We start from the raw sequence: 13,841 nt of genomic DNA, 5'->3' as shown, positions 1-13,841 counted from the left end.
AGCTCGGAGATAGCTGGTTCTCCTCGAAAGCTATTTAGGTAGCGCCTCATGTATCACTTCCGGGGGTAGAGCACTGTTATGGCTAGGGGGCCATCCCGGCTTACCAAACCATTGCAAACTCCGAATACCGGAAAGTGCGAGCATGGGAGACACACGGCGGGTGCTAACGTCCGTCGTGGAAAGGGAAACAACCCAGACCGCCAGCTAAGGTCCCCAAATCATGGCTCAGTGGGAAACGATGTGGGAAGGCAGAGACAGCCAGGAGGTTGGCTTAGAAGCAGCCATCCTTTAAAGAAAGCGTAATAGCTCACTGGTCGAGTCGGCCTGCGCGGAAGATTTAACGGGGCTAAAGCCATGTACCGAAGCTGCGGACCTGCTTTGCAGGTGGTAGAGGAGCGTTCTGTAAGCCTGCGAAGGTGTGTCGAGAGGCATGCTGGAGGTATCAGAAGTGCGAATGCTGACATGAGTAACGATAAGATGGGTGAAAAACCCATCCGCCGAAAGCCCAAGGTTTCCTGCGCAACGTTAATCGGCGCAGGGTTAGTCGGCCCCTAAGGCGAGGCAGAAATGCGTAGTCGATGGGAAACAGGTTAATATTCCTGTACCTCGCGTTAATGCGATGGGGGGACGGAGAAGGCTAAGTGATCCGGCTGTTGGTGCCCGGTTCAAGCATGTAGGGAGTACTCCTAGGCAAATCCGGGGGTACATATCCTGAGATGTGATGACGAGCTCCCAAGGGAGCGAAGTCACTGATGCCCTGCTTCCAGGAAAAGCCTCTAAGCTCCAGTTAACGTGAGACCGTACTCCAAACCGACACAGGTGGGCAGGGTGAGAATCCCAAGGCGCTTGAGGAAACTCGGGTGAAGGAACTAGGCAAAATGGTACCGTAACTTCGGGAGAAGGTACGCCTCGGATGGTGACGGGACTCGCTCCCCGAGCTGTTCGAGGTCGCAGAGACCAGGCCGCTGCGACTGTTTACTAAAAACACAGCACTCTGCTAACTCGAAAGAGGACGTATAGGGTGTGACGCCTGCCCGGTGCCGGAAGGTTAATTGATGGGGTTAGCTTCGGCGAAGCCCTTGATCGAAGCCCCGGTAAACGGCGGCCGTAACTATAACGGTCCTAAGGTAGCGAAATTCCTTGTCGGGTAAGTTCCGACCTGCACGAATGGCGTAACGATGGCGGCGCTGTCTCCACCCGAGACTCAGTGAAATTGAAATCGCAGTGAAGATGCTGTGTACCCGCGGCCAGACGGAAAGACCCCGTGAACCTTTACTACAGCTTCACACTGAACTTTGAGCTTGTTTGTGTAGGATAGGTGGGAGGCTTTGAAACCGGGACGCCAGTCTCGGTGGAGCCATCCTTGAAATACCACCCTTGCAAGTTTGGAGTTCTAACTCAGGCCCGTTATCCGGGTCGAGGACCGTGTGTGGTGGGTAGTTTGACTGGGGCGGTCTCCTCCCAAAGAGTAACGGAGGAGTGCGAAGGTACCCTCAGCGCGGTCGGAAATCGCGCGACGAGTGCAAAGGCATAAGGGTGCTTGACTGCGAGACAGACACGTCGAGCAGGTGCGAAAGCAGGTCTTAGTGATCCGGTGGTTCTGTATGGAAGGGCCATCGCTCAACGGATAAAAGGTACTCCGGGGATAACAGGCTGATACTGCCCAAGAGTCCATATCGACGGCAGTGTTTGGCACCTCGATGTCGGCTCATCACATCCTGGGGCTGAAGCAGGTCCCAAGGGTATGGCTGTTCGCCATTTAAAGTGGTACGCGAGCTGGGTTTAGAACGTCGTGAGACAGTTCGGTCCCTATCTGCCGTGGGCGTCGGAGATTTGACAGGATCTGTCCCTAGTACGAGAGGACCGGGATGGACGCACCTCTGGTGTTCCGGTTGTCACGCCAGTGGCATTGCCGGGTAGCTAAGTGCGGAAGGGATAACCGCTGAAAGCATCTAAGCGGGAAACCCACCTGGAGATGAGATCTCCCTGGAGCTTCGAGCTCCCTGAAGGGCCGTTGAAGACGACAACGTTGATAGGCTGGGTGTGGAAGCGCGGTAACGCGTGAAGCTAACCAGTACTAATTGCCCGTGCGGCTTGACCATATAACACCCAAATGGTTGTTGGTCTCTTCTGACACATCACCTAGTTGCATTCCGAATTTGGACAGTGAGCGCTGTCCAGCCAGTTTGCCTGGCGGCTATAGCGAGCAGGAACCACCCGATCCCATCCCGAACTCGGAAGTGAAACTGCTCTGCGCCGATGGTAGTTAGGGGCCTCCCCTCGTGAGAGTAGGTCACCGCCAGGCATTTACACCGAAAGCCCGATTCCTCTTGCGAGGGGTCGGGCTTTTTTTATGCCTGATTTTGTGCCCGTGGGACGCCGGACGACCGGCGGGAGGTGGCTGTGGCGAACAAGCGGACGGATGGTGGCCTGGTGGTCGTGGGCCTGGTGCTTATTGCCGTGGGGGCGTATGCGCTGCTGGGGCAGCAGGTCCATTTCTCGCCGATCGCCCCCCGTGAGGATGGCGGGTTTGGCGGGTGGTTCGCGACCGTGGTGGGCGTTGTGATGATCCTTGGCGGGCTGTATTTCCTGCGCGAATCGCGGAAGTAGCCATCGGCAGCCACGGGGCGGCTCCCTAGAGCTCGCGCCAGCTGAACCCTTCTTCCTGGGTGGCGAGTTCCATTTCGGCCGCGGCCGCGCCGACGCCCTCTGCAAGCGCTTTCCGGGCGTGATCGGGATGGTTGTTGTCGGTCGACAGATGCATCCCGATCAGCGAGCGCAGCTTTCGGTTATCGGCCCGTCGGAGCAGGTCACGCGCCGCGTGATTGGGGAGGTGGCCCCATCCTCCGCGAATGCGCTCCTTGAGACGCTCGGGGTACGGGCCGGCCTGGAGCATATCCGGCTCGTGGTTGCATTCGAGCAGGAGGCCGTCGGCCCGGGCGGCGATCTCGACCATGTGGGGCGTCACATGGCCGGCATCGGTCATTAGTGCCAGCTCGCGGCAGCCATCGGACAACGTGAACTGCGTGGGTTCCCGCGAGTCATGCGGGACGGTGAACGGAATCACCCGCAGGTCGCGGATCTCGATCGGCGAGTCGCTGGTGATTTCCAGGGTGCTGGGGAAGCGATTGTCACGGGCGGCACGGATGGTGCCGTGGGAAGCGTATACGGGGATTCCGTGGCGTCGGGAGAACGCGCCGGCGGCACCGATATGGTCACCGTGCTCGTGCGTGATCAGGAGTGCGTTCAGCTGGTCGGGCTGCAGGCCGGCGCGCGCGAGCCGACGTTCGGCCTCCTGCGCGGAGAAGCCGCAGTCGATCATGATGCAGGTATGGCGGGCCCGCACGACCAGTGCGTTTCCGCCGCTTCCGCTTCCAAGAGAACAGTATCGAAGCATGCCGACAGTGCCGGTGCTCGGCGGTCAGCGGCGAAAGCCTTCCTCGATCTTTTCGAGGAGGAACCGGGTGTCGTCCTCGTCCAGCGGTTCGCCGTCGATGTCCCGTGCACGCAGGAGGGACTGGCCGTTGTCCGCGGAGAGTTCGATCCGGTAGCGCGTGTCTGCGCGGCGGTCACCGCGACCGAACAGGCGGCTGAAGAAGCCACCTTCGTCTTCGTCGGCGCTGTCCGGGCGATAGGTGACTTCGTGCACCCCGCTGCGGCGGTCGCGTTCGTCGACGAGGAGGCCGGAACGGTCGAGGCGCGTGCCGAGGTGCCGCCATACCTGGTCCGCGTCGCTGTCAAAGCGAAGAACCAGTTCGTCGCCGACATTCTCGATGCGTGCGCCCGGCACCCGCTGGACCTCCGATTCGTCGGCGCGCTGACCGCCTTCGCCGGGGTCGCCGGTGAGCAGGAACAGGCGCAGGCGATTGAGCATTTCCGCCTCCAGCTCCGGATCGGAGGGGCGGGAAACCCAGAGGAAGCGTTCTTCGCCCACGGGCTGTTCTTCGGCCCCGCGATGGGTGATGTAGACTGCGGTGCGACCGTCGTCCTCGCGTTCGACGCGCAGGCGGTATCGGTCACGGGTGTTCGAATCGTAGAGACCGCCAATGGTCCGGGCGATGAAACCGCGGGTGCCGCTGAACGGGATACCGGCGCGGTCTTCGGCCCACTGGGTTTCCATGATGCCGACTTCCGGTTCGTTGCGTTCCAGCGGCAGGTTCTGGCTGTCCCAGAACGCGGCCAGGCGATTCCACAGGTCGTCCGGGTCGGTATCGACCGTCAGCCAGCGCGTATCGCCGTCACGCCAGATCTGTACATCGCTGTCTTCGGGCAGGACCTGGACCTCGCCGGCTCGCGGCGCCAGGGCGCCCGTTCCGCCGGGTGTGCCGGTCTGTCGGGTATCGGGCTGCTGCATCTCGCGGGCGCTGACGCGTTCTCCCGGCGCGTCGGGGACGCGGTAGCCGTCGCGGCTGTCGGGGGCACTGAGTTCGGGCGGAACCTCGAGGTCAGGGGCCTGACGGGATTCCTGATATACCGGGCCACGGTCATCGGTACCGGCGCAGCCGGCGGTACCCAGTGCGAGGGCGACGGCCAGCGGCAGCGCCGCGGGCAGGTAAGCGCGTACGGTCGTACGAGCGGAAAAGGACGAAAAACGGGTCATGAACGGTTCATACCTCGATGCCGGCCTGGCGCATGGCGTCCAGAACCGGGGCGTGAAACGGAGCTGAAAGCGGTGTCAGCGGGAGGCGGATGCCTTCTTCCATCATGCCCATCTGCTGCAGCGCCCATTTGACCGGGATCGGGTTGGCTTCCAGGAACAGAGCCGAGTGCAGTCCGTCCAGCTGGCGGTTGATCTCGCGGGCAAGTTCGGCATCGCCTTCGCGCACTGCCCGGCACATCTCCGACATCAGACGCGGCGCGACGTTCGCCGTGACCGAGATGACGCCGTGGCCGCCGGCCAGCATGAAGGCAAGTCCGTTGGCATCCTCGCCGCTGAACAGGTCCAGGCGGCTGCCGACGCGTTCGACCAGTTCGGCGGTGCGCTCGTTGCTTCCGGTGGCTTCCTTGATGCCCACGATGTTGGGCACCGCGGCCAGGCGTTCGACCGTTTCGGGCAGGATGTCGACCGCCGTCCGACCGGGCACGTTGTACAGGATCTGCGGGATGTCCACCGCCTCGGCGATGGCCTTGTGATGAAGATACAGGCCTTCCTGGGTGGGCTTGTTGTAGTAGGGGGCGACCAGCAGGCAGGCATCGGCACCGGCTTCCTTCGCGCACCGGGTCAGGGCGATGGCCTCGCGGGTGGAGTTGGCTCCGGTTCCGGCAATGACCGGGAGCCGGCCATCGATGGTGCGCACGACGTGCGCGATGGCCTCGCAGTGTTCGTCGAAATCGAGGGTGGCCGATTCGCCGGTGGTGCCCACGGCGACGATGGCGTCGGTACCCGACTCGACATGGAATTCCAGCAGCCGATCCAGCGCTGGCCAGTCCAGGCTGCCATCGGCGTGCATCGGGGTCGCGAGCGCGACCATGCTGCCTTGAAACATCGCCCCCTCCAGGACAAGTAATGGTGCAGTCTAACGGGGGACTGACAGGGCATTCAAGAAAGCGCCGCGTTGGCCTGTACCCGGGGAGGTGATATGTTCCGGCATCATGATCCACGCGATGCGCCATTGCCGTTCGCCATCCTGCTCGCCGGTCGCAGGAGGCCGGGCCCGTGGCTGAGGTCGTCGGGGCCGGTACGCACACCGAGCTGGTGCTGAGTCTGCTGGGGCCGGACCGGCCGGGCCTGGTGACCCAGGTGACCCAGCACGTTGCCGAATCGGGTTGCAATCTGGAAGCCAGTCGCATGGTGGTGCTTTCCGGCTACGCCTGCATGGCGGTGACCGCCAGCGGAAACTGGAAGACCCTGGCGACCCTGGAAGGGCGGCTGGAACGTCTGGAACGCGAGAGCGGGCTGGTGGTGACCGCGCGTCGCGGGCCGCTGGAGGAGGCCGGAGAGGCCGCCATGGCCTATGCCGTGGACGTCATCGCCCTGGATGCCCCGGGGCTGCTGCACGGCCTGGCGAACTTCTTCGCCACGCGGGGCGTCAACCTGCGGGATGTACAAAGTCGCGTCTACACGGCGCAGCAGACAGGCGCCCGCATGTTCGCGGCGAACATCGTGATCGACATCCCGGCCGCGCAGCATCTGGCGACGCTGCGGGGCGAATTCATGGACTTCTGCGACGAACTCAATCTCGACGGGGTGCTGGAGCCGATCAAGGCCTGAATGCCGCCCCGTCCCCGACCGGAGACACGAAAATGACGGTTGCGATCGATCAGCCCGTACCTGCCGATATCCGCCTGCCGGCCACCGGCGACCAGGAGCTGGCGCTGGAGGATTTCCGCGGGCGCATGGTGGTCCTGTATTTCTACCCCAAGGACAACACGCCGGGGTGTACCAACGAGAGCCGTGACTTTGCCGAGCGTCTGGCCGATTTCGAGGCAGCGGGGGCGGTGATCCTCGGGTGCTCGCGCGACAGCGTGAAGAGCCACGAGAATTTCCGCAGCAAGCAGGAGCTGCCGTTCGACCTGCTCAGCGATGCGGACGAGCGCCTGTGCGAGGCCTTCGACGTCATTGGCATGAAGAACATGTACGGCAAGCAGGTGCGCGGCATCGAGCGCTCCACGTTCCTGATCGACGCGGACGGCGTGCTGCGCCGGGAATGGCGCAAGGTGAAAGTCCCCGGCCACGTGGACGAGGTGCTCGCCGCGGTGCGTGAACTCTCGGGCTGACATCGAGCGCGTTTCTGCCCCTGCCCCTGCGCCCCGGAGGCCCGATGATCGAAGACCGCGAACCCGGCCGTCATCTGTTCGTGCTGGACACCAACGTCCTGATGCACGACCCCACCGCGCTGTTCCGTTTCAAGGAACACGACATCTTCCTGCCGATGGTGGTCCTGGAAGAGCTGGACCGGGGCAAGAAGGGGGTCTCCGAGGTGGCGCGCAACGTGCGTCAGGTGAGCCGGTTCATCGACGAGCTGATGACCGGGGCCACCCACGAGGCGATTGTCGCCGGGCTTTCGCTGACGGCGACGTCGCTGGAGGACTCGGATCTCGGCGGCCATGGCCGGCTGTTTTTCCAGACCCGCAGCCTGAATTCGCATTTGCCCGAGTCGCTGCCGGGCTCTTCGGCCGACAACGATATCCTCAGCACCGCGCAGGCGCTGGTAGAAGAGCTCCCGGATGTCCGGGTGACCCTGGTGTCCAAGGACATCAACCTGCGCATCAAGGCTGCGGTGATCGGCCTGCATGCGGAGGATTATCACAACGACCAGGTGCTGGATGACGTTTCTCTGCTGTACTCGGGGATGCAGGAGCTGCCCGGGGACTTCTGGGACACCCACGGCGCGGCGATGGATTCCTGGCAGGAGGCCGGCCGGACCTATTACCGGGTGAAGGGGCCGCTGGTTGCGGAATGGCATCCCAACCAGTTCGTCTATCGCGAGGGCGAACAGCCCCTGAGTGCCATCGTGCTGGAGGTGGATCGGCCGGCCGAGAGCGCCGTGATCGAGCTGGTGGACGACTATATGAATCCCCGGCACACGGTCTGGGGCATCAATGCCCGCAACCGCGAACAGAATCTCGCGCTCAATCTGCTGATGGATCCGGAGGTCGATTTCGTCTCGCTGGTGGGAGCGGCGGGGACCGGCAAGACGCTGCTGACCCTGGCGGCCGGCCTGGCGCAAACGCTCGAGGACGGGACCTACAAGGAAATCATCATGACCCGGGTGACGGTGCCGGTGGGCGAGGACATTGGCTTCCTGCCGGGTACCGAAGAGGAGAAGATGACTCCGTGGATGGGGGCCCTGATGGACAACCTCGAGGTCCTCGGCGGCAACACCGAAGGGGCCGGGGAATGGGGCCGGGCGGCCAGCGGGGACATCCTGACCAGCCGCATCAAGATTCGCTCGCTCAACTTCATGCGCGGGCGTACCTTCCTCAGCCGCTACATCATCCTGGACGAGGCGCAGAACCTCACCAGCAAGCAGATGAAGACGCTGATCACCCGTGCCGGGCCGGGGACCAAGATCGTCGCGCTGGGCAACATCGCGCAGATCGATACCCCGTACCTCACCGAGACCACCTCGGGGCTGACCTATGTGGTGGACCGCTTCCGTGAATGGACGCACAGCGGGCATATCACGCTCACCCGCGGCGAGCGCTCGCGGCTGGCGGATTACGCTTCCAACCACCTGTAGGTGGCGCAGGGGTTGCTGGAGCGAGCCGGGTGTCTGGCTAGCCGTCCTCGCTGTAGCGCACGCAGGCGCGGTCGGTCTCCCACAGGGTCAGGGCGCTGACGCGCAGCCCGGGGCGGTTCAGGCGTTCCGCCATCTCGCGGAAGAACCAGCGGGCGATGTTCTCCGCGGTGGGATTGACCGTGTCGAACGGCGGCACGTCGTTGAGGTAACGATGGTCCAGCTGCCCGGCGATCTCGCGTGCGGCGCTCTTGACCACCTTGAAATCCACCGCCATCCCGGTGTCGTCCAGGGTTTCGGCCTCCACCTCGGCTTCCACCTTCCAGTTGTGGCCGTGCATGTTCGCGCACTGCCCCGGATAATCGCGCAGGGTGTGCGCGGAGGCGAAGTCGGTCAGGACGCGCAGGGTATAGCGGGCACTCATGTTCGGATTCCGGAAGCGGTCGGCCGGCGGGCCGGGAGATGGCTGTCAGCCTGCAAAGCCTAGCCGGCCGCCCGGTGCGGCGCAATTCTCCTGCCCGGCCGCGTGGCGAATCGCTGCCAGCACGCCGGCGGTATCGAGACCGCATTCGGCGAGGATGGTCTCGCGCGGCCCGTGTTCGGTGAAGCGGTCGGGGATGCCGAGGGTCTGGCAGGGGATGTCCAGCCCCTCCGCCGACAGCCACTCCAGGACCGCGCTGCCGGCGCCGCCGGCGCGGGCATGATCCTCCAGCGTCACCAGGCGGTCGTGTTCCGCCGCCAGGCGGGCCAGGCAGGCGGTATCCAGCGGCTTGACGAAGCGCATGTTGACGACCGTCGCATCCAGGGCTTCGCCGGCCTCCAGCGCCGTATCCAGCAGGGCGCCGAAGGACAGGATGGCGATGCGTTCCCCCGCACCGTCCGCGCCCGTCTCGCGACGGATCTCGGCCTCGCCCACCGGCAGCGGATCCAGACGGTCGCCCGGATCCGTGCCCGGGCCGCTGCCGCGCGGATAGCGCACCGCGGCCGGGCCGTTCCAGGCAAAGCCGGTCGCCAGCATGCGGCGGCATTCGGCCTCGTCGGCCGGGGCCATCAGCAGCAGGTTGGGTACGCTGCGCAGCAGGGCAATGTCGAAGGTACCGGCATGGGTGGGGCCGTCCGCGCCGACGATGCCGGCCCGGTCGATGGCGAACAGCACCGGCAGATCCTGCAGGGCGACATCATGGATGACCTGGTCCATGGCCCGCTGCAGGAAGGTCGAGTAGATCGCGACCACCGGGTGCTGGCCCTCGCAGGCCATGCCGGCCGCCAGGGTCACTGCGTGCTGCTCGGCGATGCCGACGTCGAAGTAGCGCTGCGGGTACTGTTCGGAGAAGGCGACCAGGCCCGAGCCCTCGCGCATCGCCGGGGTGATGCCCAGCAGGCGCTCGTCGGCCGCCGCCTGGTCGCACAGCCACTGGCTGAAGACATCGGTGTAGGTCGGTGCCTTCGGACCGGAGGGGGCGAGACCGTTCTCCGGTTCGAACTTGGACACGCCGTGATAGCGGCAGGGGTCCTCTTCGGCCGGGGCATAGCCCTGGCCCTTGCGGGTGACCACGTGCAGCAGCTGCGGTCCGTGCCCGCCGCGCAGGTTCTTGAGGATGCCGGCCAGACCGCTGACATCGTGACCGTCGACCGGCCCGAAATAGCGAAAGCCCAGTTCTTCGAACAGCGTGCCGGGTACCAGCATGCCCTTCATGTGCTCCTCGGCGCGCTGGGCGAACGCCTTCATCGGCGGCACGAACTCCAGCATGCGCTTGGAGCCCTCGCGCATCGAACTGTACAGGCGCCCCGACAGCAGCCGGGTGAAGTACTGGTTCATCGCGCCCACGTTGGGCGAGATGGACATGTCGTTGTCGTTGAGGATGACCAGCAGGTTGCAGTCCAGCTCGCCGATGTGGTTGAGCGCCTCGAAGGCCATTCCGGCGGTCATCGCGCCGTCGCCGATCACCGCCACGTGGCGCCGGTCGAGGCCTGCGTGGCGGGCGGCCAGGGCCATGCCCGCGGCGGCGCTGATGGAGGTGCTGGAATGCCCGGCGCCGAAGGCGTCGTATTCGCTCTCCGCGCGCTTGGGGAAGCCCGCCAGTCCGCCGTGCTGGCGCAGGGTCGCCATGGCCTCGCGCCGCCCGGTCAGGATCTTGTGCGCATAGGCCTGGTGCCCCACGTCCCAGACGATCCGGTCGTCCGGGGTATCAAAGGCGTAGTGCAGGGCGATCGCCAGTTCCACCGTCCCGAGGTTGGCGGCCAGATGTCCGCCGGTGCGCGAGACACTGTCGATCAGGAAGGTGCGCAGCTCCCGGGCAATCTCCGGCAGTTCGGCGCCCGGTCGGGCGCGCAGATCGGATGGCCACTCGATGGCATCGAGGAGGGGGGTGGCTTGCATCGCGGAGGGCACCGGCTCAGTGGATGCGATCGACAATGTAACGCGCGAGATGGCGAAGCAAATCGGCCTCTGCATCCAGGGGTTGCAGCGCCTCCAGGGCCTGGTCGACCAGCGCCACCGCACGTTCGCGCGAGGCTTCCAGTCCCATCAGCGCGGGGAAGGTCGACTTGTCCAGGCGTGCATCCGCCCCGCAGGCCTTGCCCAGGGTCTCCGGATCGCCCTCGACGTCCAGGATGTCGTCGCGGATCTGGAAGGCCAGGCCGATGCATTCGGCGTAGTCGGTCAGGCGCGCCAGCAGGGCGTCGTCGGCGCCGCCGGCCAGCCCGCCCAGGCGAACCGAGGCGCGGATCAGGGCGCCGGTCTTCAGCCGGTGCATGCCCTCCAGCCCCGGCAGATCCAGGCGCCCGCCGCAGGCTCCCAGATCGATGGCCTGGCCCCCGGCCATGCCCTGCAGGCCGGCGGCGCGGGCCAGTTCCTGCAGCATGACCGGGGCGCGCCCGGCCGGCAGTGCCGCCGTCCCGCTCGACAGCGTGACAAAGGCCTGCGCCTGCAGGGCATCGCCGGCGAGGATCGCGGTGGCCTCGTCGTAGGCCCGATGACAGGTCGGGCGCCCGCGCCGCAGATCGTCGTCATCCATCGCCGGAAGGTCGTCGTGGATGAGCGAGTAGACGTGGATCATCTCCACCGCCGCGGCTGCGGCATCCAGCGCGTCCTGCGGGGCCCCCAGGGCCTCGCCGGTGGCATACACCAGCAGCGGGCGCAGGCGCTTGCCGCCGGAGAGCGTGGCATAGCGCATCGCCTCGATCAGACGGGCGTCGGGCGCGCCGGCGGGATCGAGGGCTCGGTCCAGGACCCCCTCGATGCGTTCCTGGTACGCGGGGATGGCCTGTTCGGGCGAGGTGGTGGCTGTCACGTCGGGCGTCCGCGGGTCCGGATCAGAAGGGCACCGGGTCATCGTCATCCGTCGCGGGCGGGGTCCCGCTGGCGGCTTCCGGATTGCCGGAGGTTTCGTTGGTCAGGGCTTCCATGCGCCGCTGGGCCTCGTCGAGGGCCCGCTGGCAGCGATCGACCAGCTGCATGCCCTGCTGGAACTCCTCCAGCGACTGTTCCAGACCCAGCTCGCCCGACTCCATGCGGGCCACCAGGCTCTCCAGGGCCTCCAGGCTGGCTTCGAAGTCGGCCGGGGTTCCGGGTGCGGGATCGGGAGTCTCGTCGGACATGGCGATTGTCGGCTGCAAAAACGGCCAAAGTACCGGATCCGCGCGTGCGTGAAAAGCACGAGGGGGCAGGTTGACAGGGCCGGGGGCAGGGCATACATTTGCCGTACGGTTTAGACAGAGTCTAAATCACTGTCTGCACTCGATGCGACACTCGCTCGTTGTGTCTGTGTAGAACCCATACGAAGAAGGAGAGACATCATGGATCTGAAAGGCAGCAAGACCGAAGAAGCCCTGAAGGAAGCGTTTGCCGGCGAATCGATGGCGAACCGTCGCTATCTGTACTTCGCTTCGAAGGCGGACGTGGAAGGCTACAATGACGTGGCTACCGTGTTCCGCTCCACCGCGGAAGGTGAAACCGGCCACGCCCATGGGCATCTCGAGTACCTCGAGGACTGTGGTGACCCGGCCACCGGCCTGGAATTCGGTGGCACCGAAGCCAACCTGAAGACCGCGGTCGCCGGCGAGACCCACGAGTACACCGACATGTACCCGGGCATGGCCAAGACCGCGCGCGACGAAGGCTTCGACGAAGTCGCCGACTGGTTCGAAACCCTGGCCAAGGCGGAGCGTTCCCACGCCAACCGCTTCCAGAAGGCGCTGGACCAGCTGGACGACTGATCGTCGCGGCTCGTGTCCCGCAGCGGGGCCGGCTCAGCCGGCCCCGTCTTGTCTGCAAGAAAAGAACAATCAGAACATCCGGAGGGATGAATGTCTGCGCCGACCCATCAACGTGAAGGCAGTCTCGAAGCCCCGACCCGCCATCCACTGGACTGGAAGAACCCCGAGTTCTACAACGAGGAATCGTTGTTCAACGAACTCGAGCGCGTCTTCGATATCTGCCACGGCTGCCGGCGCTGCGTCAGTCTGTGTCATTCATTCCCCACGCTGTTCGATCTGGTCGACGAATCCGAGACCATGGAAGTCGACGGGGTCGACAAGAAAGATTTCTGGCAGGTGGTGGATCACTGCTACCTGTGCGACCTGTGCTACCTGACCAAGTGCCCCTACGTCCCGCCGCACGAGTGGAACGTGGATTTCCCGCACCTGATGCTGCGGGCCAAGGCATTCCGGTTCCAGAACGAGGGTGCGAAGACCTCGCACAAACTGCTCTCCAGTACCGACACGGTGGGCAAGCTGGCGGGCATTCCGGTGGTGGCCGGCGCGGTCAACGCGGCCAACAAGAACGGAACCGTGCGCAAGCTGCTGGACAAGACCGTCGGCGTGCACCCGGACGCCCCGGTGCCCGAGTATCACTCGAACAAGGGCCGTTCGCGCGTGTCGAAGGTGTCCGGCGGGGTGAGCAACCCGGAACCGGCCGGTGCCACTCAGGGCCGGGTCGCGCTGTATGCCACCTGCTACGGCAACTACAACGAGCCGCACCTGGTCGAGGACCTGGTCAAGGTCTTCGAGCACAACGGCATCGAGGTCACGCTGGTCGAGAAGGAGCAGTGCTGCGGCATGCCCAAGCTCGAGCTGGGTGACCTGGAGTCCGTGGAGGCCTCCAAGGACGCGAACATCCCGGCGATGAAGAAGATGATCGACCAGGGCTACGACATCGTCGCCCCGGTGCCATCCTGTGTGCTGATGTACAAGCAGGAACTGCCCCTGATGTTCCCCGACGAACAGGACGTGGCCACGGTACGCGATCGTATCTTCGACCCGTTCGAGTACCTGATGGAGCGCCACAAGGACGGCAAGCTGAACACCGACTTCCCGGAAAAGCTGGGCAAGATCGCCTATCACGCCGCCTGCCATCTGCGCGTGCAGAACATGGGCCTGAAGACCCGCGATCTGCTCAAGCTGGTGCCGGACACCGAGATCGAGACCGTCGAGCGCTGTTCCGGGCATGACGGTACCTATGGCGTGAAAAGCGAGTTCTACGAGACGGCCAGCAAGATCTGCCGGCCCGTGGTGAACCGGGTGCAGAAAGCCGAGGCGGACCACTTCTCCAGTGACTGCCCGATGGCCGGCCACATGATCGAGAACGGCATGAAGGACGACGACAAGCAGCCCGAGCACCCGCTGACGCTGCTGCGTCAGGCCTACGGGCTGTAACACCCA

General features: G+C 64.8%; 13 protein-coding genes and 2 rRNA genes (1 of these 15 running past the window's edge). 8 read left to right on the top strand and 7 right to left on the bottom strand.

The genetic code is table 11. From position 1 onward, the window contains the following. From F787_RS0108425 to F787_RS0108415, 3 genes are all read left to right on the top strand, one after another. Positions 1 to 2,102 (top strand): 23S ribosomal RNA (locus F787_RS0108425) (it extends 777 nt beyond the left edge of the window). An 87-nt stretch (positions 2,103 to 2,189) separates the two neighbouring features. Continuing rightward, positions 2,190 to 2,305, top strand: a 5S ribosomal RNA gene (rrf, locus tag F787_RS0108420). A gap of 98 nt (positions 2,306 to 2,403) precedes the next feature. Further along, positions 2,404 to 2,610: a hypothetical protein gene (locus tag F787_RS0108415; protein WP_018870626.1), complete on the top strand. Its 207-nt coding sequence runs from the start codon at positions 2,404 to 2,406 to the stop codon at positions 2,608 to 2,610. A gap of 25 nt (positions 2,611 to 2,635) precedes the next feature. Here the strand turns inward: F787_RS0108415 and F787_RS0108410 are convergent, their stop codons facing one another. Genes F787_RS0108410 through dapA form a run of 3 tightly spaced genes read right to left on the bottom strand, consistent with a single transcriptional unit; the run spans position 2,636 to position 5,486 of the window. Further along, complete coding sequence (locus F787_RS0108410; RefSeq protein ID WP_028491902.1) at positions 2,636 to 3,397, bottom strand: MBL fold metallo-hydrolase; 762 nt, start codon at positions 3,395 to 3,397, stop codon at positions 2,636 to 2,638. A gap of 24 nt (positions 3,398 to 3,421) precedes the next feature. Continuing rightward, positions 3,422 to 4,600 carry an outer membrane protein assembly factor BamC gene (bamC, locus tag F787_RS0108405; RefSeq protein ID WP_028491901.1) on the bottom strand — a complete coding sequence of 393 codons (1,179 nt, stop codon included), beginning with the start codon at positions 4,598 to 4,600 and terminating at the stop codon, positions 3,422 to 3,424. Positions 4,601 to 4,607: 7 nt separating this feature from the next. Next, entirely contained in the window at positions 4,608 to 5,486 is an 879-nt protein-coding gene (gene dapA, locus F787_RS0108400) for a 4-hydroxy-tetrahydrodipicolinate synthase (RefSeq protein WP_028491900.1), read from the bottom strand. Between the two features lie 170 nt (positions 5,487 to 5,656). Between dapA and F787_RS0108395 the strand changes: the two genes are divergently transcribed. The 3 genes from F787_RS0108395 to F787_RS0108385 are packed head-to-tail and all read left to right on the top strand — an operon-like array spanning position 5,657 to position 8,183. Continuing rightward, positions 5,657 to 6,211, top strand: a complete 555-nt coding sequence (locus F787_RS0108395) for a glycine cleavage system protein R (RefSeq protein WP_018870622.1) — start codon at positions 5,657 to 5,659, stop codon at positions 6,209 to 6,211. Between the two features lie 32 nt (positions 6,212 to 6,243). Next, positions 6,244 to 6,717, top strand: coding sequence for a peroxiredoxin (locus tag F787_RS0108390; RefSeq protein ID WP_019590804.1), 474 nt, complete (start codon positions 6,244 to 6,246; stop codon positions 6,715 to 6,717). Positions 6,718 to 6,761: 44 nt separating this feature from the next. Next, complete coding sequence (locus tag F787_RS0108385) at positions 6,762 to 8,183, top strand: PhoH family protein (RefSeq protein ID WP_028491899.1); 1,422 nt, start codon at positions 6,762 to 6,764, stop codon at positions 8,181 to 8,183. 37 nt (positions 8,184 to 8,220) lie between these two features. Here the strand turns inward: F787_RS0108385 and queD are convergent, their stop codons facing one another. From queD to xseB, 4 genes are read right to left on the bottom strand one after another with little or no spacing between them, the layout of a single operon-like run. Beyond that, positions 8,221 to 8,604, bottom strand: coding sequence for a 6-carboxytetrahydropterin synthase QueD (queD, locus tag F787_RS0108380; RefSeq protein ID WP_019021382.1), 384 nt, complete (start codon positions 8,602 to 8,604; stop codon positions 8,221 to 8,223). Positions 8,605 to 8,649: 45 nt separating this feature from the next. Next, the gene (dxs, locus tag F787_RS0108375) at positions 8,650 to 10,560 is read right to left on the bottom strand and encodes a 1-deoxy-D-xylulose-5-phosphate synthase (RefSeq protein ID WP_028491898.1); all 1,911 of its coding nucleotides are present in this window, start codon (positions 10,558 to 10,560) and stop codon (positions 8,650 to 8,652) included. Between the two features lie 16 nt (positions 10,561 to 10,576). Beyond that, positions 10,577 to 11,515, bottom strand: coding sequence for a (2E,6E)-farnesyl diphosphate synthase (gene ispA, locus F787_RS0108370; RefSeq protein ID WP_051076738.1), 939 nt, complete (start codon positions 11,513 to 11,515; stop codon positions 10,577 to 10,579). Next, a complete protein-coding gene (xseB, locus tag F787_RS0108365) occupies positions 11,496 to 11,780 on the bottom strand; it encodes an exodeoxyribonuclease VII small subunit (protein ID WP_028491897.1) in 285 nt (94 codons plus the stop codon). Before xseB ends, ispA begins: the two co-directional genes overlap by 20 nt. Positions 11,781 to 11,978: 198 nt before the next feature. On the opposite strand from xseB, the gene F787_RS0108360 reads away from it, so the two are divergent. Together F787_RS0108360 and F787_RS0108355 are read left to right on the top strand one after the other, a co-directional pair. Further along, entirely contained in the window at positions 11,979 to 12,398 is a 420-nt protein-coding gene (locus F787_RS0108360; protein ID WP_018870615.1) for a rubrerythrin family protein, read from the top strand. Positions 12,399 to 12,488: 90 nt separating this feature from the next. Further along, the gene (locus tag F787_RS0108355) at positions 12,489 to 13,835 is read left to right on the top strand and encodes a heterodisulfide reductase-related iron-sulfur binding cluster (RefSeq protein WP_028491896.1); all 1,347 of its coding nucleotides are present in this window, start codon (positions 12,489 to 12,491) and stop codon (positions 13,833 to 13,835) included. Positions 13,836 to 13,841 lie beyond the last annotated feature (6 nt).

The organism is Thioalkalivibrio sp. ALE19 (genome assembly GCF_000428605.1).
Taxonomy (GTDB): domain Bacteria; phylum Pseudomonadota; class Gammaproteobacteria; order Ectothiorhodospirales; family Ectothiorhodospiraceae; genus Thioalkalivibrio.
This window is presented reverse-complemented; position numbering and strand designations above follow the sequence as displayed.

Excerpts from the sequence above, each read along its gene's own strand:
- F787_RS0108410 (WP_028491902.1), bottom strand. The coding sequence starts at position 3,397 with ATGCTTCGATACTGTTCTCTTGGAAGCGGAAGCGGCGGAAACGCACTG.
- bamC (WP_028491901.1), bottom strand. The coding sequence starts at position 4,600 with ATGACCCGTTTTTCGTCCTTTTCCGCTCGTACGACCGTACGCGCTTAC.
- dapA (WP_028491900.1), bottom strand. The coding sequence starts at position 5,486 with ATGTTTCAAGGCAGCATGGTCGCGCTCGCGACCCCGATGCACGCCGAT.
- F787_RS0108390 (WP_019590804.1), top strand. The coding sequence starts at position 6,244 with ATGACGGTTGCGATCGATCAGCCCGTACCTGCCGATATCCGCCTGCCG.
- F787_RS0108385 (WP_028491899.1), top strand. The coding sequence starts at position 6,762 with ATGATCGAAGACCGCGAACCCGGCCGTCATCTGTTCGTGCTGGACACC.
- queD (WP_019021382.1), bottom strand. The coding sequence starts at position 8,604 with ATGAGTGCCCGCTATACCCTGCGCGTCCTGACCGACTTCGCCTCCGCG.
- dxs (WP_028491898.1), bottom strand. The coding sequence starts at position 10,560 with ATGCAAGCCACCCCCCTCCTCGATGCCATCGAGTGGCCATCCGATCTG.
- ispA (WP_051076738.1), bottom strand. The coding sequence starts at position 11,515 with ATGACCCGGTGCCCTTCTGATCCGGACCCGCGGACGCCCGACGTGACA.
- xseB (WP_028491897.1), bottom strand. The coding sequence starts at position 11,780 with ATGTCCGACGAGACTCCCGATCCCGCACCCGGAACCCCGGCCGACTTC.
- F787_RS0108360 (WP_018870615.1), top strand. The coding sequence starts at position 11,979 with ATGGATCTGAAAGGCAGCAAGACCGAAGAAGCCCTGAAGGAAGCGTTT.
- F787_RS0108355 (WP_028491896.1), top strand. The coding sequence starts at position 12,489 with ATGTCTGCGCCGACCCATCAACGTGAAGGCAGTCTCGAAGCCCCGACC.